The sequence below is a fragment of the Streptomyces sp. NPDC050704 genome, from assembly GCF_040654355.1.
GTDB lineage: Bacteria > Actinomycetota > Actinomycetes > Streptomycetales > Streptomycetaceae > Streptomyces.
On the sequence record NZ_JBFAHW010000130.1, the window covers coordinates 1 to 18,087 of the forward strand.

The following is an 18,087-nucleotide window of genomic DNA, read 5'->3' on the forward strand; positions in this document are numbered from 1 at the left end:
TCCAGCCGACGACTCAAATCTCTTTGTCTTTTTTTTCTTCGGTTAGTCCGCGGTGCTCCCCGCCGTCCCGCCCCCCCCCCCCCCCGGGGGGCGGCCCCCCCCCCCGCCGCTGCGCCGTACCCGTCGCGTCTCCGCCCCCGTCGACACGAAGGAGGCGTGAGATGTCGAAACTCGGCACCCTGGGCGCCCGGCTCCACCGAGGCGAGATCGGCTACGACTTCGTCGGCAAGCGCAAGCTCTGGTACGGGATCTCGATCCTGATCACCATCACGGCCATCGTCGGCCTGGCGGTGCGCGGCCTGAACATGGGCATCGAGTTCCAGGGCGGCGCGGTCTTCACCACCGAGCGGACCAGCATCTCGGTGAGCCAGGCCGAGGAGTTCGCGGAAGAGGCCTCCGGCCACGACGCGATCGTCCAGAAGCTGGGCAACGGCGGTCTGCGCATCCAGATCGCCGGCACCGACACCGGCAAGTCCGACCAGATCAAGGAAGAGCTCGCCAGGGACCTGAAGGTCGACGCGGAGAAGATCAACGCCGAACTGGTCGGCCCCAGCTGGGGCGACCAGATCGCGAACAAGGCCTGGCAGGGTCTGGGGATCTTCATGGTCCTCGTCGTGATCTATCTGGCGATCGCCTTCGAGTGGCGCATGGCCGCGGCCGCGCTCGTGGCGCTCATCCACGACATCACCATCACGGTCGGCGTCTACGCCCTGGTCGGCTTCGAGGTCACCCCGGGTACCGTGATCGGTCTGCTCACGATCCTCGGTTACTCGCTCTACGACACGGTCGTCGTCTTCGACAGCCTCAAGGAACAGTCGAAGGATCTCACCAAACAGACCCGCTGGACCTACAGCGAAGTCGCCGACCGTTCGATCAACGGCACCCTGGTGCGTTCCATCAACACCACGGTGGTCGCGCTGCTCCCGGTCGCCGGCCTGCTGTTCATCGGCGGCGGTGTGCTCGGCGCGGGCATGCTGAACGACATCTCGCTGTCGCTGTTCGTCGGCCTCGCGGCCGGTGCGTACTCCTCGATCTTCATCGCCACGCCGCTCGTCGCCGACCTCAAGGAGCGCGAGCCGCAGATGAAGGCCCTCAAGAAGCGCGTGCTCGCCAAGCGGGCCGCGGCCGCCGCGAAGGGCGAGTCCCTGGACGCCGCCCCGGCCGCCGAGGAACCGTACGACGACGAGGACCCCGAGGACGCGACGCCCGCGGTCGTCGGACCGCGCGGCACACGCACCCAGCCGTCGTCCCGCGGCAGGGGCCGCGGCCGGCCGTCGGGGAAGCGCCGATGACCGGGGCCACAGACGTCGCGACGCTGCTCCTCAGCCGCATCCGTGACGTGCCGGACTACCCGGAGCCGGGCGTGATGTTCAAGGACATCACCCCGCTCCTGGCCGACCCGGCGGCGTTCACGGCGCTCACCGACGCGCTCGCCGAGATCAGCGTCCGCAACGGCGCCACGAAGATCGTCGGCCTGGAGGCCCGCGGCTTCATCCTGGGCGCGCCGGTCGCGGTCCGCGCAGGACTCGGCTTCATCCCCGTACGCAAGGCGGGCAAGCTCCCCGGAGCGACCCTCAGCCAGGCGTACGACCTGGAGTACGGCTCCGCCGAGATCGAGGTGCACGCCGAGGACCTGGCCGCGGGCGACCGCGTCATGGTCGTCGACGACGTCCTCGCCACCGGTGGCACCGCCGAGGCCTCGCTCCAGCTGATCCGCCGGGCCGGCGCGGAGATCGCCGGTGTCGCCGTCCTCATGGAGCTCGGCTTCCTGGGTGGCCGCGGCCGCCTGGAACCGGCCCTGGACGGCGCCCCGTTGGAGTCGCTGCTCAAGGTCTGAGCCACCTGGAGGGCACCTGTCTGACGCCCCTGAGGTACCCGTACGACACCGCGGAGGCGGTCCCCGGAAGATTCCGGGGACCGCCTCTCACGTTTCTCGTGTAAGGGCCGTCTCACCGGCTGAAGGCGAGTCCGGAGCCCAGGATCGCTACCATGGGGTTTCCGGAGCCTGACCGGGGACCCGGATCGCGCACGAGGAGTCCTCTTGCCAGACGAGGCCCAGCCACTCACCGCCGCCAAGCCCGACCAGTCCGCGGCGCCCGCAGGCACGCCCGCGCCGCCCGCGAAGAACGGGTCGGTCGAGCCCGCGCCCAGTGCCAAGGCGGCTGAGCAGCCACGCCCCAAGCCTCCCGCTCCCGAGCGCCCGGCCCCCGCGGTCCGCCCCACGTCGGGTCAGCCCACGCGCTCAGGAGGCGGCTCCTCCAACCGCGTACGCGCCCGCCTCGCCCGCCTCGGTGTGCAGCGCTCCAGCCCGTACAACCCGGTCCTGGAGCCGCTGCTGCGGATAGTGCGCAGCAACGACCCGAAGATCGAGACGGCCACGCTCCGCCAGGTCGAGAAGGCCTACCAGGTCGCCGAGCGGTGGCACCGCGGCCAGAAGCGCAAGAGCGGCGACCCGTACATCACGCACCCGCTCGCCGTGACGACCATCCTCGCCGAGCTCGGCATGGACCCGGCCACACTCATGGCCGGTCTGCTGCACGACACCGTGGAGGACACCGAGTACGGCCTGGACACGCTCAAGCGCGACTTCGGCGACCAGGTCGCCCTCCTCGTCGACGGCGTCACCAAGCTGGACAAGGTCAAGTTCGGCGAGGCCGCGCAGGCCGAGACGGTACGCAAGATGGTCGTGGCCATGGCCAAGGACCCGCGCGTCCTGGTCATCAAGCTCGCCGACCGCCTGCACAACATGCGCACCATGCGCTATCTCAAGCGCGAGAAGCAGGAGAAGAAGGCGCGCGAGACCCTCGAGATCTACGCGCCGCTCGCCCACCGCCTGGGCATGAACACCATCAAGTGGGAGCTGGAGGACCTCGCCTTCGCGATCCTCTACCCCAAGATGTACGACGAGATCGTGCGCCTGGTCGCCGAGCGCGCCCCCAAGCGCGACGAGTACCTCGCCATAGTGACCGACGAGGTCCAGTCCGACCTGCGCGCCGCCCGCATCAAGGCGACCGTCACCGGCCGCCCGAAGCACTACTACAGCGTCTACCAGAAGATGATCGTCCGCGGCCGTGACTTCGCGGAGATCTACGACCTGGTGGGCATTCGCGTACTCGTCGACACGGTCCGCGACTGCTACGCGGCCCTCGGCACCGTGCACGCGCGATGGAACCCGGTCCCCGGCCGGTTCAAGGACTACATCGCGATGCCCAAGTTCAACATGTACCAGTCGCTGCACACGACGGTCATCGGACCCAACGGCAAGCCCGTCGAGCTCCAGATCCGTACGTTCGACATGCACCGCCGCGCCGAGTACGGCATCGCCGCGCACTGGAAGTACAAGCAGGAGCCCTCCGCGGGCGCCTCCAAGGTGCGCACGGACGCGCCCAAGGGCCTGGCCAGGGACAAGGACTCCGTCAACGACATGGCGTGGCTGCGCCAGCTCCTCGACTGGCAGAAGGAGACCGAGGACCCCAGCGAGTTCCTGGAGTCCCTGCGCTTCGACCTGTCCCGCAACGAGGTCTTCGTCTTCACGCCGAAGGGCGACGTCATAGCGCTCCCGGCCGGGGCGACACCGGTGGACTTCGCGTACGCGGTCCACACGGAGGTCGGCCACAGGACCATAGGGGCACGGGTCAACGGACGACTCGTACCGCTCGAATCCACCCTCGACAACGGCGACCTGGTGGAGGTCTTCACGTCGAAGGCGGCCGGCGCGGGCCCGTCCCGCGACTGGCTGGGCTTCGTGAAGTCCCCACGCGCCCGCAACAAGATCCGCGCCTGGTTCTCCAAGGAGCGCCGCGACGAGGCCATCGAGCAGGGCAAGGACGCCATCGCGCGCGCCATGCGCAAGCAGAACCTGCCGATCCAGCGCATCCTCACCGGCGACTCCCTGGTCACGCTCGCGCACGAGATGCGCTACCCCGACATCTCGTCCCTGTACGCGGCGATCGGCGAGGGCCACGTGGCCGCGCAGAACGTCGTGCAGAAGCTCGTGCAGGCGCTGGGCGGCGAGGAGGCCGCCACCGAGGAGATCGACGAGAGCGTCCCGCCGGCACGCGGCCGCGGCCGCAAGCGCCGCTCGAACGCCGACCCGGGCGTCGTCGTCAAGGGCGTCGACGACGTGTGGGTCAAGCTGGCCCGCTGCTGTACGCCCGTCCCCGGCGACCCGATCATGGGCTTCGTCACCCGCGGCAGCGGCGTCTCGGTGCACCGCACCGACTGCGTCAACGTCGACTCGCTGTCCCGTGAGCCCGAGCGCATCCTCGAGGTCGAGTGGGCGCCCACCCAGTCCTCGGTCTTCCTGGTCGCCATCCAGGTCGAGGCGCTGGACCGCTCGCGGCTCCTGTCGGACGTCACACGCGTCCTGTCCGACCAGCACGTCAACATCCTGTCGGCGGCCGTCCAGACGTCCCGGGACCGCGTCGCCACCTCCCGCTTCACCTTCGAGATGGGCGACCCGAAGCACCTGGGCCACGTCCTGAAGGCGGTCAGGGGAGTGGAGGGCGTGTACGACGTGTACCGGGTGACGTCGGCCCGCAGGCCGTCCGAGGCCTGAGGCCGGCGGCAGGTAATCGGCCACTACGTAGAGGGGCTCCCGTACGCACCGTACGGGAGCCCCTCTACGTAGCAGCGGAAAAACCGCTCAGCGCGAACCTAGCCGCCGAACTCCTGCAGCCCCTTCAGCGCCTGGTCCAGCAGCGCCTGGCGGCCGTCGAGCTCCCGCTGGAGCTTGTCGGCCTTCGCGGTGTTGCCCGCGGAGCGCGCCGTCTCGATCTGGCCCTGGAGCTTGTCCACGGCGGCCTGGAGCTGACCGGTCAGACCCTCGGCACGCGCGCGTGCCTCCGGGTTCGTACGGCGCCACTCGGTCTCCTCCTGCTCCTGCAGGGCCCGCTCCACCGCGTGCATCCGGCCCTCGACCTTCGGACGGGCGTCGCGCGGCACGTGACCGATGGCCTCCCAGCGCTCGTTGATGGAGCGGAAGGCGGCCCGGGCCGCCTTCAGGTCCTGCACGGGGACGAGCTTCTCGGCCTCTTCGGCGAGCTCCTCCTTGAGCTTGAGGTTCTCGGTCTGCTCCGCGTCCCGCTCGGCGAAGACCGAGCTGCGCGCCGCGAAGAACACGTCCTGGGCGCCGCGGAAGCGGTTCCACAGATCGTCCTCGTGCTCGCGCTGGGCGCGGCCCGCGGCCTTCCAGTCCGCCATCAGCTCGCGGTAGCGCGCCGCCGTCGGACCCCAGTCCGTCGAGCCGGACAACGACTCGGCCTCCGCGACCAGCTTCTCCTTGGTCTTGCGGGCCTCCTCGCGCTGCGCGTCCAGCGAGGCGAAGTGCGCCTTGCGGCGCTTGGAGAACGCCGAGCGCGCGTGCGAGAAGCGGTGCCACAGCTCGTCGTCGGACTTGCGGTCGAGCCGCGGCAGGCCCTTCCAGGTGTCCACCAGCGAGCGCAGCCGCTCACCGGCCGCCCGCCACTGGTCGGACTGCGCCAGCTCCTCCGCCTCGGTGACGAGCGCCTCCTTGGCGTGCCGCGCCTCGTCGGACTGCTTCGCCCGCTGCGCCTTGCGCTCCTCGCGGCGTGCGTCGACCGTCTCGACGAGCTTGTCCAGCCGTACTTTCAGCGCGTCCAGATCCCCGACCGCGTGGTGGGCGTCCACCTGTTCGCGAATATGGTCGATGGCGATCTGGGCGTCCTTCGCCGACAGGTCGGTGGTCTTCACTCGTCGTTCGAGGAGGCCGATCTCCACGACCAGGCCCTCGTACTTGCGCTCGAAGTAGGCCAGTGCCTCGTCGGGAGAACCGGCCTGCCAGGAACCGACAACCTGCTCGCCGTCGGCCGTACGCACGTACACGGTCCCCGTCTCGTCGACGCGGCCCCACGGGTCGCTGCTCACAGCGCCTCCTCCACATGATGCCTGCGTGGGGCTGCTTTGCCCCCGGGCATCGTCCACAGTTTCGTCACGGCCAACATAGGCGACCGGCGGGGCGGCTGTCCGCATCCCGCGCGACCGAAATTTCGCTGCTGGAGGTCAGGATTTCGTCACGGTGGCCTTGTCGATCACGACGGTCGCGTTGGGGGCGGTGTTGCCTGTCGTGGGGTCGGCGGGCTGGGCGCCGGCGTCCGCGATTTTCTTCAGTACCTTCATGCCCGACTTGGTGATCGTGCCGAACGGTGTGTAGTCGGGGGGCAGCTGACTGTCCTGGTAGACGAGGAAGAACTGGCTGCCGCCGCTGTTGCGGCCTTCCTTCGTCTGGGCGTTGTACTGGTTGGCCATGGCCACCGTGCCCGCCGGATACACGTTCCCCTTCAGGCTCTTGTCCTTGAGGTTCTCGTCCGGGATGGTGTAGCCGGGGCCGCCCATACCGGTGCCCTTCGGATCGCCGCACTGGAGGACGTAGATGCCCTCCGAGGTCAGGCGGTGGCACTTGGTGTGGTCGAGATAGCCCTTGCCCACCAGGAAGTTGAACGAGTTCACGGTGCGCGGGGCCTTCGAGGCCGGCATGTCGATGTCTATCGCGCCGCAGGTCGTCTGCAGCTTCATCGTGTAGTCCGCCGACTTGTCGATGGTCACCGCCGGCTCCTTCTTGTAGCTCAGCGACTTCACCTTGCCCCCGGCGGGCTTCTCGCACGGGTCGGGCGCCTTGCTGGGCGCGGAGGGGCTGGGGGTGGCCTCCGCCGCCGCGTTGGACTTGTCGTCCTCGTCGTTCTTGAAAATCCCGGTCGCGTACGACACCACGCTGCCGACGACGATCACGCCGATGACCGACGCGATCACCGCGTTGCGAGCGTGGGCCTTGCGCCGAGCGGACGTACGCCGCTGCTGTTGCCGCAAGAACTTCTCCCGGGCGAGCTGACGTCGCCGCTGTTCCTGGGTGACCACCGGGTTTCTCCTCATGCGTCTCGTACGTCAGGTGGGACGCGTGCGTCTTGTGAGCCGACCGCCTGCGTGTGACCCGTACCGTATATGGGTTCGCTGTGGTTCCGGCAGCGCCGGTAGGCTCTGATCCGCAGCCAACCACTCCCTGTACCGACCTACCGAAGAGGACGAACGTGCTCATTGCCGGGTTCCCCGCCGGGGCCTGGGGCACCAACTGTTATCTGGTGGCCCCCGCCGCAGGCGAGGAGTGCGTGATCATCGACCCGGGCCATCAGGCCGCCCAGGGAGTCGAGGAAACGCTCGCGAAGCATCGGCTCAAGCCCGTCGCGGTCGTCCTCACGCACGGCCACATCGACCACGTGGCCTCGGTCGTCCCCGTGTGCGGCGCGCACGGCGTACCGGCGTGGATCCACCCCGAGGACCGCTACATGATGAGCGACCCGGAGCGGGCCCTCGGCCGGTCCATAGGGATGCCGCTGATGGGCGAGCTGACGGTCGGTGAGCCGGACGACGTCCACGAACTGGCCGACGGCGCGCAGCTGAAGCTGGCGGGCCTGGAGCTCTCCGTCGCGCACGCGCCCGGCCATACCAAGGGGTCGGTGACCTTCCGGATGCCCGAGAACACGGAGATACCGTCCGTGTTCTTCTCCGGGGATCTGCTGTTCGCCGGCTCCATCGGACGCACCGACCTGCCCGGCGGTGACATGGACGAGATGCTCGGCTCGCTGGCCCGTGTGTGCCTGCCGCTCGACGACTCGACCGTGGTGCTGTCCGGCCACGGCCCCCAGACGACCATCGGCCAGGAGCGCGCCGCCAATCCGTATCTGCGGCAGGTGGCGGCCGGCCAGGGAGCCCCCCGGGCTCCTCGACGAGGAATGTGACGAGACCTTCCGTGAGCACCTTCAAGGCCCCCAAGGGCACGTACGACCTGCTTCCGCCGGACAGCGCGACGTTCCTCGCCGTGCGCGAGGCCATCGCCGAGCCGCTGCGGAACTCCGGGTACGGCTACATCGAGACACCCGGCTTCGAGAGCGTCGAGCTGTTCGCGCGCGGGGTCGGTGAGTCCACCGACATCGTGACCAAGGAGATGTACGCCTTCGAGACCAAGGGCGGCGACAAACTGGCGCTGCGCCCCGAGGGGACTGCCTCTGTCCTGCGCGCCGCCCTCGAGGCCAACCTCCACAAGCTGGGCAACCTCCCGGTCAAGCTCTGGTACTCGGGCTCGTACTACCGCTACGAGCGTCCCCAGAAGGGCCGCTACCGCCACTTCTCGCAGGTCGGTGCCGAGGCGATCGGTGCCGAGGACCCGGCGCTGGACGCCGAGTTGATCATCCTCGCCGACCAGGCGTACCGCTCGCTCGGGCTGCGGAACTTCCGGATCCTGCTCAACTCGCTGGGCGACAAGGAGTGCCGTCCCGTCTACCGGGCCGCGCTCCAGGACTTCCTGCGCGGGCTCGACCTGGACGAGGAGACCCTCCGGCGGGCGGACATCAACCCGCTGCGCGTCCTCGACGACAAGCGGGACGACGTCCAGAAGCAGCTGGTGGGTGCCCCCTTGCTGCGGGACTACCTCTGCGACGCGTGCAAGGCGTACCACGAGGAGGTGCGCGAGCTGATCACGGCGGCCGGTGTCTCCTTCGAGGACGACGCCAAGCTGGTGCGCGGGCTCGACTACTACACGCGCACCACCTTCGAGTTCGTGCACGACGGGCTCGGCTCGCAGTCCGCGGTCGGGGGCGGCGGGCGCTACGACGGCCTCTCCGAGATGCTCGGCGGGCCCGCGCTGCCGTCCGTCGGCTGGGCTCTCGGCGTCGACCGTACGGTCCTCGCGCTGGAGGCCGAGGGCGTCTCGCTCCGGCTGCCCGCGTCCACCAGCGTGTTCGCCGTGCCGCTCGGCGAGGAGGCCCGGCGGGTGCTCTTCGGGGTGGTCACGGATCTGCGGAAGCTGGGGATCGCGGCCGACTTCTCGTACGGCGGGAAGGGACTCAAGGGCGCGATGAAGAACGCCAACCGCAGTGGGGCGCGCTACACCGTCGTCGCCGGAGAGCGTGACCTCGCCGACGGCGTCGTGCAGCTCAAGGACATGGAGTCGGGTGAGCAGGCCCCGGTCGGCGTGAACGAGATCGTGGCCGAGCTGGAGGCACGGCTGAGCTGAGCGGGGGTTCCCGTCGAAGCGAACGTTCAGCGGCGACCGTGCGTACTTCCTTATGTCCATCGAACGGTGGACACGCGCGCGTGTGCGGCACAATGACCGTGCCCGGAAGGTCCTCTCAAGCTACGGAAACGGCGTGATGAGCAAGACGACAGTCAGGGAAGGCGTCTCGACCGGCTCCACCGACCAGGAAGGCGCCGCGGTCCCACGGTCCGCGGGCGGCGGGCGTGCCCTCGCCCTGTTGCTGGTGATCACAGGGGCGGCCGGGCTGCTCGCGTCCTGGGTGATCACCATCGACAAGTTCAAGCTGCTGGAGGACCCGAACTTCACCCCGGGCTGCAGCCTGAACCCGGTCGTCTCCTGCGGCAACATCATGAAGAGCGACCAGGCCTCCGCCTTCGGGTTCCCCAACCCGATGATGGGGCTCGTCGCCTACGGCATCGTGATCTGCGTCGGCATGAGCCTGCTCGGCCGGGCCACCTTCCCGCGCTGGTACTGGCTGACCTTCAACGCGGGCACGCTCTTCGGCGTCGGATTCTGCACCTGGCTCCAGTACCAGTCGCTGTACAACATCAACTCACTGTGCCTGTGGTGCTCCCTCGCCTGGGCCGCCACCATCATCATGTTCTGGGCCGTGACCTCGTTCAACATCCGCAAGGGATTCCTGCCCGCGCCGGGCTGGCTGAAGGGTTTCCTCGGCGAGTTCGGCTGGGTGCTGCCGGTGCTGCACATCGGGATCATCGGCATGCTGATCCTGACGCGCTGGTGGGACTTCTGGACCAGCTGACGGACCGGCGGGACCCCTTGAATCCCTGGTGAATCCCTTGGAACAAGCGGCCCCGCCGGTGTTGTCAGTGGCGTGACATAGGGTTTTGTACGTGGAGCCCGACCTTTTCACCGCCGCAGCGGAAGAACGCCAGGAGAAGGACCCGTCCAGCAGCCCCCTGGCCGTACGGATGCGCCCGCGCACCCTCGACGAAGTGGTGGGCCAGCAGCATCTGCTGAAGTCGGGCTCGCCCCTGCGCAGACTGGTCGGCGAAGGTGGCGGAGGCCCGGCGGGACCGGCCTCGGTCATCCTCTGGGGGCCGCCCGGAACCGGCAAGACGACCCTGGCGTACGTGGTCTCCAAGGCCACCAACAAGCGCTTTGTCGAACTCTCCGCGATCACCGCAGGCGTCAAGGAGGTCCGCGCGGTCATCGAGGGCGCCCGCCGCGCAACCGGCGGCTTCGGTAAGGAGACCGTCCTCTTCCTCGACGAGATCCACCGCTTCAGCAAGGCCCAGCAGGACTCCCTGCTGCCGGCCGTCGAGAACCGCTGGGTGACGCTGATCGCCGCGACCACCGAGAACCCGTACTTCTCGGTGATCTCCCCGCTGCTGTCCCGCTCGCTCCTGCTGACCCTCGAACCGCTCACGGACGACGACCTGCGCGGACTGCTCCGCCGGGCCCTGACCGACGAGCGCGGCCTCAAGGAGGCCGTCACCCTCCCCGAGGACACCGAGGAGCACCTGCTGCGGATCGCCGGCGGCGACGCCCGCCGCGCGCTGACCGCGCTGGAGGCCGCCGCCGGGTCCGCGATCGACAAGCGCGAGCCGGAGATCACCCTCCAGACCCTGGAGGAGACCGTCGACCGGGCCGCCGTGAAGTACGACCGCGACGGCGACCAGCACTACGACGTGGCGAGCGCCCTGATCAAGTCCATCCGCGGCTCGGACGTGGACGCCGCGCTGCACTACCTGGCCCGGATGATCGAGGCAGGCGAGGACCCCCGCTTCATCGCCCGCCGCCTGATGATCTCGGCCAGCGAGGACATCGGCCTCGCGGATCCGAACGCGCTGCCGATAGCCGTCGCCGCCGCCCAGGCCGTCGCCATGATCGGCTTCCCCGAGGCCGCGCTCACCCTCAGCCACGCCACCATCGCCCTCGCCCTGGCCCCGAAGTCGAACGCCGCGACCATGGCGATCGGCGCCGCCATGGAGGACGTACGCAAAGGCCACGCGGGCTCCGTCCCGATGCATCTGCGCGACGGGCACTACAAAGGCGCGGCCAAGCTCGGCCACGCGCAGGGGTACGTGTATCCGCACGACCTGCCCGAAGGCATCGCCGCCCAGCAGTACGCGCCGGAGGAGCTCAAGGACCGGGAGTACTACACGCCGACCCGGCACGGCGCCGAGGCGCGCTACGCGGACGCGGTCGAGTGGACCAGGAAGCGCCTCGGTCGAGGGCGGTCCTGACCACCCTGTAGACTCACTCGAAGCGCTGCGTCCCGTGTCCGGCTCCGGTCGGCACCACCAGAACGGGACATTCAGCCGGAGCCCCGGCGCCGCAAGGCAACGGGATTCCAGGAGCGTCGCGCACCGTCGAAGGTGTCGCGGGCAGCCCACCACCCTCTCGGATCTCCGGGAAACGGTCGGTGGGCCACTCGCGTGCTGCACGTATGTGCCCAGACCCAGGAGCGGCTGCCTCGAAGGCCTTCGGGCCCGCGGGGTTTCCCGGGCTGCGGATTGCGACCTCCCCTAACCCTGGTGAGCCGAGTTGAGAGAAGAGAAAAGACAGAGATGGCGAATCAGCCCCGCCCCAAGGTCAAGAAGTCGCGTGCCCTCGGCATCGCGCTGACCCCGAAGGCCGTCAAGTACTTCGAGGCCCGCCCCTACCCGCCGGGCGAGCACGGCCGTGGCCGCAAGCAGAACTCGGACTACAAGGTCCGTCTGCTCGAGAAGCAGCGCCTTCGCGCGCAGTACGACGTGTCCGAGCGCCAGCTCGTCCGCGCCTACGAGCGTGCCGCCAAGACCCAGGGCAAGACCGGTGAGGCCCTGGTCATCGAGCTCGAGCGCCGTCTCGACGCGCTGGTCCTGCGTTCGGGCATCGCCCGCACGATCTACCAGGCCCGCCAGATGGTCGTCCACGGCCACATCGAGGTCAACGGTGGCAAGGTCGACAAGCCGTCGTTCCGTGTCCGTCCCGACGACGTCGTGATGGTCCGCGAGCGCAGCCGTCAGAAGCCGCTGTTCGAGATCGCCCGCGAGGGTGGCTTCGCCCCCGACGGCGAGACCCCGCGCTACCTCCAGGTGAACCTCCGCGCCTTGGCCTTCCGCCTGGACCGTGAGCCGAACCGCAAGGAGATCCCGGTGATCTGCGACGAGCAGCTCGTCGTCGAGTACTACGCCCGCTGATCAACCTCCGGCGGACGTAGCACCACCTGCGTGTCAGCCCGCTGTCTCGCCGCCCTTCCGGGTGGGCGAGGCGGCGGGCTCTCGCACGTCCAGGGGCGTCGGCACGGAGCGCGGCGGCGGCAGCGCGTCGAGCAGCCGCGGTCCCGTACGCTCCAGTGCCCGGCCGACCGCCGCCCGGCGGCCGAGCCGCGCTCCCGCCCGTACGCACTCCTCGTACCACTCGTCGCCCAGCCGCTGCCGGGCCGTCGCCTCGCACTGCTCGTGCGGGGCGTTGTAGTAGGCGGAGCCGAACAGCGGCAGGCCCACCGACGGCCACATCCGGGACGCCGAGCCCTGAAGCAGCGCGGCCTCCGCGGCGTCGCCCTCCGCCGCCGTGACCAGCGCGAGCAGCTCCACCGCCAGGACGGTACCGAGCAGATCGTGGAAGACGTCGTTGATGTCCAGGCACTCGGCCAGCAGCCGCCGGGCCCGCGGCAGATCGCCCTCCGTCCAGGCCGCGTAGCCCAGCACGTACAGCGCGTACGAGAGGGACCAGCGCTCGCCGTGATCCACGCAGACCCGGCGCACGTCCTCGCACAGCCGCACGGCCCCTTCCAGATCTCCCTGGAAGGCCAGTGCCATCGCCAGCTCGACCCGGCCCATCAGGACGTTGCTGTTGAGCTCGCCGATCTCGTCGTAGCGGTCGAGCGCCGAACGCAGCAGCGTTTCCGCCCGGGGCATGTCGTCGGTGACCAGGGCCAGACAGCCGGTGCGGTGCTCGGCGTAGGCAAGGGCGGTCGGGTTGCCGCTGCGTTCCGCCTGCTCGCGGCACTCGTCGAGGGCGGCGAGCGCGGGCACCGGGTCGCCCTGGAGGATCGCCACATAGCCGAGCACCCACAGGGCCTTCAGCCGCGACCGCTCGTGCTCGGTGTCGAGGCGCACGCTCCGCTCCAGCCAGTGCCGCCCCTCCGACAGCCGGCCGCAGCCGACCCAGTAGAACCACAGCGTGCCCGCGAGGAACTGGCCCAGATGCCCGCCGTCCGGCTCGGTCAGGCAGTGCTCCAGCGCGCAGCGCAGATTCGGCAGCTCCCGCTCCACCCGCGCGGCGACCTCGCCCTGCCGGGGCGAGAACCAGTCGAGTTCGCACATCGTCGCCAGGCCCAGGTACCAGTCGCGATGGCGTCGGCGCAGCCGTTCCGCGTCGCCGGCCGCCGCCAGCCACTCGGCGCCGTACGCCCGGACCGTGTCCAGCATCCGGTAGCGCACGCCGGACGCGGTCTCCTCGCGGGTGACCACGGACTGCGCGAGCAGTTCGCCGAGCACGTCGAGGATGTTGTGAGGGTGCAGACCGTCGCCGCCGCACACGTACTCCACGGCCTCCAGGTCGAACTGTCCCGCGAACACCGAGAGCCGCGCCCACAGCAGTCGCTCCTCCGGTGTGCACAGTTCGTGGCTCCAGCCGATCGTCGTCCGCAGGGTCCGGTGCCGCGAGGGGGGCTCCCCACCGCCGGCGGGGAGCCGAAGGCCCGGGGAAGTGGCGCGGCCGCCGCTCGTGAGGAGCCGGAAAGGGTCGTCGATCCGCGCCAGCAGCTGAGCGGGGGAGAGGGAGCGCAGCCGCCCCGCGGCCAGCTCGACCGCGAGCGGGATGCCGTCGAGCCGGCGGCACAGTTCGTGTACGACGGCACGGTTGCCGTCGTCGAGCGCGAACCCCGGCACACTCCCGGCCGCGCGGTCCGCGAACAGTTCGGCCGCCTCCCGCTCGGTCAGCGGTGCCAGCGGGAACAACCGCTCACCCGCCACGGCCAGCGGCCTGCGCCCGACGGCGAGCACCCGCAGCCCCGGTGCCCGCCGCAGCAACTCGCCCACCAGCGAGGCGCACGCGTCCACCAGATGCTCGAACCCGTCGAGTACGAGCAGGAGTTGACGCTCGGCGAGATGGCCGAGCAGCACCTGGCGCGGCGACCGTGACGTGTGATCCGTCAGGCCCAGGGCCTCGATGACCGCGTGCTCGACGAGTTCCGCGTCGCGCACCGCGGCGGGCTCCACGCGCCACACCCCGTCGCGCGGCCGGGCCTGTGCGGCGGCCCGCGCCGCGAGCCGCGACTTGCCGACCCCGCCCGGACCCGTCACCGTCACCAGACGCGCCGCGTCGAGGGCCGCGCTCAGCTGGGTGAGTTCGGCCGTGCGGCCCACGAACGCGTTGAGTTCCAGAGGCAGATTGCCGGCCTCGCGATCGGCCGCACCGGCACCGGAAGGCTGAGAACCCTGAGAACGCCGCATGGAAAACGCAGCGTACTCACGCGTAAGCACTCCGTACAACCGGTCTGGGCGACTCCGCTTCGGGCGGGCGGGAATCCGGTACGGAGCGGCTGCCCCGGCGCGATAGGCTCGGGGGACGACTTTTCGATGGTGAGGCACGAATCCAGGGAGCGGGTGCGCAGTGTCCGGTGGAGAGGTGGCCGGGATCCTGGTGGCCGTCTTCTGGGCGATCCTGGTCTCCTTCCTCGCGGTGGCTCTCGCGAGGCTGGCCCAGACGCTCAGGGCGACCACCAAGCTCGTCGCGGACGTGACCGATCAGGCCGTCCCGCTCCTGGCAGACGCCTCCTCGGCGGTGCGTTCAGCACAGACGCAGATCGACCGGGTCGACGCCATCGCGTCGGACGTCCAGGAAGTCACCTCGAACGCGTCGGCGCTCTCCACGACCGTCGCGTCCACCTTCGGCGGACCGCTCGTGAAGGTGGCGGCGTTCGGCTACGGCGTACGCCGGGCCGTCAGCGGCCGCCGCGAGGACATGCCCGCCAAGCCCGCGCGACGTACCGTGATCGTGGGCCGCACCGTCCCGTCCACACGGCGGGGAAAGCGGAAGAAGGACTGACGCAGCGATGTTCCGCCGTACGTTCTGGTTCACCGCCGGCGCAGCCGCCGGGGTCTGGGCCACCACCAAGGTCAACCGCAAGCTCAAGCAGCTGACGCCCGAGAGCCTCGCGGCGCAGGCCGCGGACAAGGCGCTCGCAGCGGGCCACCGGCTCAAGGACTTCGCGCTCGACGTCCGCGACGGCATGGCCCAGCGGGAGGCCGAACTCGACGAGGCGCTCGGCCTCAACGCGCATCCCGAACTCCCCGCCCCGCGGGGCTTCGCCGCCATCGAGAACAGCAACGACCCGCGGTACAGCAAGAACCCGACGTACGTCGAGAGGTCGACGTACTCGTACAACCGGAATGAGGACCACTGATGGAGTCGGCCGAGATTCGTCGCCGCTGGTTGAGCTTCTTCGAGGAGCGCGGGCACACCGTCGTGCCTTCGGCGTCGCTCATCGCGGACGACCCGACTCTGCTCCTGGTCAACGCCGGCATGGTTCCTTTCAAGCCGTACTTCCTCGGTGAGACGAAGCCGCCCGCCCCGCGCGCCACCAGCGTGCAGAAGTGCGTGCGTACGCCGGACATCGAAGAGGTCGGCAAGACCACGCGGCACGGCACGTTCTTCCAGATGTGCGGCAACTTCTCCTTCGGGGACTACTTCAAGGAAGGAGCCATCAAGTACGCCTGGGAGTTGCTCACCAACTCCGTGGCGGACGGTGGCTACGGCCTCGAGCCCGAGAAGCTCTGGATCACCGTCTACCTTGACGACGACGAGGCCGAGCAGATCTGGCGGGAGCAGATCGGCGTCCCGGCCGAGCGCATCCAGCGCCTGGGCAAGAAGGACAACTTCTGGTCCATGGGCGTCCCCGGCCCGTGCGGCCCCTGCTCCGAGATCAACTACGACCGCGGCCCCGAGTTCGGCGTCGAAGGCGGCCCGGCCGTCAACGACGAGCGGTACGTGGAGATCTGGAACCTGGTCTTCATGCAGTACGAGCGCGGGGCCGGTGACGGCAAGGAGGACTTCCCGATCCTCGGTGACCTGCCGTCGAAGAACATCGACACCGGTCTCGGCCTTGAACGCCTCGCCATGATCCTGCAGGGCGTGCAGAACATGTACGAGACCGACACCCTGCGCGTCGTCATGGACAAGGCCACCGAGCTGACCGGCGTGCGCTACGGCGACAAGCACGACACCGACGTCTCCATGCGCGTGGTCGCCGACCACATCCGTACGTCCGTCATGCTCATCGGCGACGGCGTCTCGCCCGGCAACGAGGGCCGCGGCTATGTGCTGCGCCGCATCATGCGCCGCGCCATCCGCAACATGCGCCTGATGGGCGCCACCGGACCGGTCGTCGCCGAGCTCATCGACGTCGTCATCAAGACGATGGGGCAGCAGTACTCGGAGCTCGTCACCGACCGCAAGCGCATCGAGACCGTGGCCCTCGCCGAGGAGGCCGCCTTCCTCAAGGCCCTCAAGGGCGGCACCAACATCCTCGACACCGCCGTCACCGAGACCAAGGCCGCAGGCTCGAACGTGCTCCCCGGTGAGAAGGCCTTCCTGCTCCACGACACCTGGGGCTTCCCGATCGACCTCACCCTGGAGATGGCCGCCGAACAGGGCCTCTCGGTGGATCAGGACGGCTTCCGGCGCCTCATGACGGAACAGCGCGACCGCGCCAAGGCCGACGCCAAGGCCAAGAAGACCGGCCACGCCGACATGGGTGCCTACCGCGAGATCGCCGACGCCGCCGGCGAGACCGAGTTCGTCGGCTACACGCAGACCGAGGGCGAGTCGAAGATCGTCGGCATCCTCGTCGACGGGGTCTCCTCGCCGGCCGCCACCGAGGGCGACGAGGTCGAGATCGTCCTCGACCGCACCCCCTTCTACGCCGAGGGCGGCGGCCAGATCGGCGACACCGGCCGCATCAAGGTCGACACCGGCGCCGTCATCGAGGTCCGCGACTGCCAGAAGCCGGTCCCCGGGGTGTACGTCCACAAGGGCGTCGTCCAGGTCGGCGAGGTGACCGTCGGCGCCTCCGCCCAGGCGGTCATCGACGTCCGCCGCCGCACGGCCATCGCCCGCGCCCACTCGGCCACGCACCTCACGCACCAGGCCCTGCGCGACGCCCTCGGCCCGACGGCCGCCCAGGCCGGTTCCGAGAACCAGCCTGGCCGCTTCCGCTTCGACTTCGGCTCCCCGTCCGCCGTGCCGGTGACCGTGATGACGGACGTCGAGCAGCAGATCAACGAGGTGCTCGCCCGCGATCTGGACGTCCGCGCCGATGTCATGTCGATCGACGAGGCCAAGAAGCAGGGCGCCATCGCCGAGTTCGGCGAGAAATACGGCGAGCGCGTGCGGGTCGTCACCATCGGCGACTTCTCCAAGGAACTGTGCGGCGGCACCCATGTGCACAACACCGCGCAGCTCGGCCTGGTGAAGCTGCTCGGCGAGTCGTCGATCGGCTCGGGTGTGCGACGCATCGAGGCCCTGGTCGGCGTGGACGCGTACAACTTCCTGGCCCGTGAGCACACGGTCGTCGCCCAGCTCCAGGAGCTGGTCAAGGGGCGTCCCGAGGAGCTGCCGGAGAAGATCTCCGCCATGCTCGGCAAGCTGAAGGACGCCGAGAAGGAGATCGAGAAGTTCCGCGCGGAGAAGGTCCTCCAGGCCGCCGCCGGTCTCGTCGAGTCCGCCAAGGACGTACGAGGCGTCGCTCTCGTCACCGGTCAGGTCCCCGACGGCACGTCCGCCGACGACCTGCGCAAGCTGGTCCTCGACGTGCGCGGCCGCATCCAGGGCGGCCGGGCCGCCGTCGTCGCCCTGTTCACCACCGCCAACGGCAAGCCGCTGACGGTCATCGCCACCAACGAGGCCGCCCGCGAGCGCGGACTCAAGGCCGGTGACCTGGTCCGCACGGCCGCCAAGACCCTCGGCGGCGGCGGTGGCGGCAAGCCGGACGTCGCCCAGGGCGGCGGTCAGAACCCGGCCGCCATCGGCGAGGCCGTCGACGCCGTCGAGCGCCTCGTGGCCGAGACGGCCAAGTGAGCCGAGCG

14 protein-coding genes are annotated in these 18,087 nt (G+C 69.8%); 11 read left to right on the forward strand and 3 right to left on the reverse strand.

The window, feature by feature from the left end; all coding sequences use genetic code 11:
• Positions 1 to 161 precede the first annotated feature (161 nt).
• From secF to AB0I18_RS43925, 3 genes are all read left to right on the forward strand, one after another.
• Positions 162 to 1,292 (forward strand): protein translocase subunit SecF, encoded by a 1,131-nt coding sequence (gene secF, locus AB0I18_RS43915; protein ID WP_363111391.1) that lies wholly within the window; start codon positions 162 to 164, stop codon positions 1,290 to 1,292.
• Complete coding sequence (locus AB0I18_RS43920) at positions 1,289 to 1,837, forward strand: adenine phosphoribosyltransferase (protein ID WP_363111392.1); 549 nt, start codon at positions 1,289 to 1,291, stop codon at positions 1,835 to 1,837. Before secF ends, AB0I18_RS43920 begins: the two co-directional genes overlap by 4 nt.
• A 204-nt stretch (positions 1,838 to 2,041) precedes the next feature.
• On the forward strand, positions 2,042 to 4,558 hold the full coding sequence (locus AB0I18_RS43925) for a bifunctional (p)ppGpp synthetase/guanosine-3',5'-bis(diphosphate) 3'-pyrophosphohydrolase (RefSeq protein WP_363111393.1): 2,517 nt from the start codon (positions 2,042 to 2,044) through the stop codon (positions 4,556 to 4,558).
• Positions 4,559 to 4,656: 98 nt separating this feature from the next.
• On the opposite strand, the gene AB0I18_RS43930 is transcribed toward AB0I18_RS43925, so the two are convergent.
• Both AB0I18_RS43930 and AB0I18_RS43935 read right to left on the reverse strand, forming a co-directional pair.
• Positions 4,657 to 5,886, reverse strand: coding sequence for a DUF349 domain-containing protein (locus AB0I18_RS43930; protein ID WP_363111394.1), 1,230 nt, complete (start codon positions 5,884 to 5,886; stop codon positions 4,657 to 4,659).
• A 135-nt stretch (positions 5,887 to 6,021) separates the two neighbouring features.
• Positions 6,022 to 6,873, reverse strand: a complete 852-nt coding sequence (locus AB0I18_RS43935; protein ID WP_363111395.1) for a peptidylprolyl isomerase — start codon at positions 6,871 to 6,873, stop codon at positions 6,022 to 6,024.
• Positions 6,874 to 7,043: 170 nt separating this feature from the next.
• Here AB0I18_RS43935 and AB0I18_RS43940 point away from each other — a divergent pair, with 170 nt between their 5' ends.
• The 5 genes from AB0I18_RS43940 to rpsD all read left to right on the forward strand — a co-directional run bounded on the left by AB0I18_RS43940 (position 7,044) and on the right by rpsD (position 12,195).
• Positions 7,044 to 7,751 (forward strand): MBL fold metallo-hydrolase, encoded by a 708-nt coding sequence (locus AB0I18_RS43940; RefSeq protein ID WP_363111396.1) that lies wholly within the window; start codon positions 7,044 to 7,046, stop codon positions 7,749 to 7,751.
• Positions 7,752 to 7,762: 11 nt separating this feature from the next.
• Positions 7,763 to 9,025 carry a histidine--tRNA ligase gene (gene hisS, locus AB0I18_RS43945; RefSeq protein WP_363111397.1) on the forward strand — a complete coding sequence of 421 codons (1,263 nt, stop codon included), beginning with the start codon at positions 7,763 to 7,765 and terminating at the stop codon, positions 9,023 to 9,025.
• Positions 9,026 to 9,161: 136 nt separating this feature from the next.
• Positions 9,162 to 9,809, forward strand: a complete 648-nt coding sequence (locus AB0I18_RS43950; RefSeq protein WP_363111398.1) for a vitamin K epoxide reductase family protein — start codon at positions 9,162 to 9,164, stop codon at positions 9,807 to 9,809.
• Positions 9,810 to 9,900: 91 nt separating this feature from the next.
• A complete protein-coding gene (locus tag AB0I18_RS43955; RefSeq protein WP_363111399.1) occupies positions 9,901 to 11,256 on the forward strand; it encodes a replication-associated recombination protein A in 1,356 nt (451 codons plus the stop codon).
• A 324-nt stretch (positions 11,257 to 11,580) separates the two neighbouring features.
• Positions 11,581 to 12,195, forward strand: coding sequence for a 30S ribosomal protein S4 (gene rpsD / locus AB0I18_RS43960; RefSeq protein ID WP_363111400.1), 615 nt, complete (start codon positions 11,581 to 11,583; stop codon positions 12,193 to 12,195).
• A 33-nt stretch (positions 12,196 to 12,228) separates the two neighbouring features.
• Here the strand turns inward: rpsD and AB0I18_RS43965 are convergent, their stop codons facing one another.
• Positions 12,229 to 14,454: an AAA family ATPase gene (locus AB0I18_RS43965; protein WP_363111401.1), complete on the reverse strand. Its 2,226-nt coding sequence runs from the start codon at positions 14,452 to 14,454 to the stop codon at positions 12,229 to 12,231.
• 160 nt (positions 14,455 to 14,614) lie between these two features.
• Between AB0I18_RS43965 and AB0I18_RS43970 the strand changes: the two genes are divergently transcribed.
• Genes AB0I18_RS43970 through alaS form a run of 3 tightly spaced genes read left to right on the forward strand, consistent with a single transcriptional unit; the run spans position 14,615 to position 18,079 of the window.
• The gene (locus tag AB0I18_RS43970) at positions 14,615 to 15,049 is read left to right on the forward strand and encodes a DUF948 domain-containing protein (RefSeq protein WP_363111402.1); all 435 of its coding nucleotides are present in this window, start codon (positions 14,615 to 14,617) and stop codon (positions 15,047 to 15,049) included.
• Positions 15,050 to 15,056: 7 nt separating this feature from the next.
• The gene (locus AB0I18_RS43975) at positions 15,057 to 15,407 is read left to right on the forward strand and encodes a DUF6167 family protein (RefSeq protein WP_363111403.1); all 351 of its coding nucleotides are present in this window, start codon (positions 15,057 to 15,059) and stop codon (positions 15,405 to 15,407) included.
• Positions 15,407 to 18,079 carry an alanine--tRNA ligase gene (alaS, locus tag AB0I18_RS43980; RefSeq protein WP_363111404.1) on the forward strand — a complete coding sequence of 891 codons (2,673 nt, stop codon included), beginning with the start codon at positions 15,407 to 15,409 and terminating at the stop codon, positions 18,077 to 18,079. Before AB0I18_RS43975 ends, alaS begins: the two co-directional genes overlap by 1 nt.
• Positions 18,080 to 18,087 lie beyond the last annotated feature (8 nt).

Coding starts and splice junctions, on each gene's coding strand:
- secF (WP_363111391.1), top strand. CDS start 162: ATGTCGAAACTCGGCACCCTGGGCGCCCGGCTCCACCGAGGCGAGATC.
- AB0I18_RS43920 (WP_363111392.1), top strand. CDS start 1,289: ATGACCGGGGCCACAGACGTCGCGACGCTGCTCCTCAGCCGCATCCGT.
- AB0I18_RS43950 (WP_363111398.1), top strand. CDS start 9,162: ATGAGCAAGACGACAGTCAGGGAAGGCGTCTCGACCGGCTCCACCGAC.
- rpsD (WP_363111400.1), top strand. CDS start 11,581: ATGGCGAATCAGCCCCGCCCCAAGGTCAAGAAGTCGCGTGCCCTCGGC.
- AB0I18_RS43965 (WP_363111401.1), bottom strand. CDS start 14,454: ATGCGGCGTTCTCAGGGTTCTCAGCCTTCCGGTGCCGGTGCGGCCGAT.
- AB0I18_RS43975 (WP_363111403.1), top strand. CDS start 15,057: ATGTTCCGCCGTACGTTCTGGTTCACCGCCGGCGCAGCCGCCGGGGTC.
- alaS (WP_363111404.1), top strand. CDS start 15,407: ATGGAGTCGGCCGAGATTCGTCGCCGCTGGTTGAGCTTCTTCGAGGAG.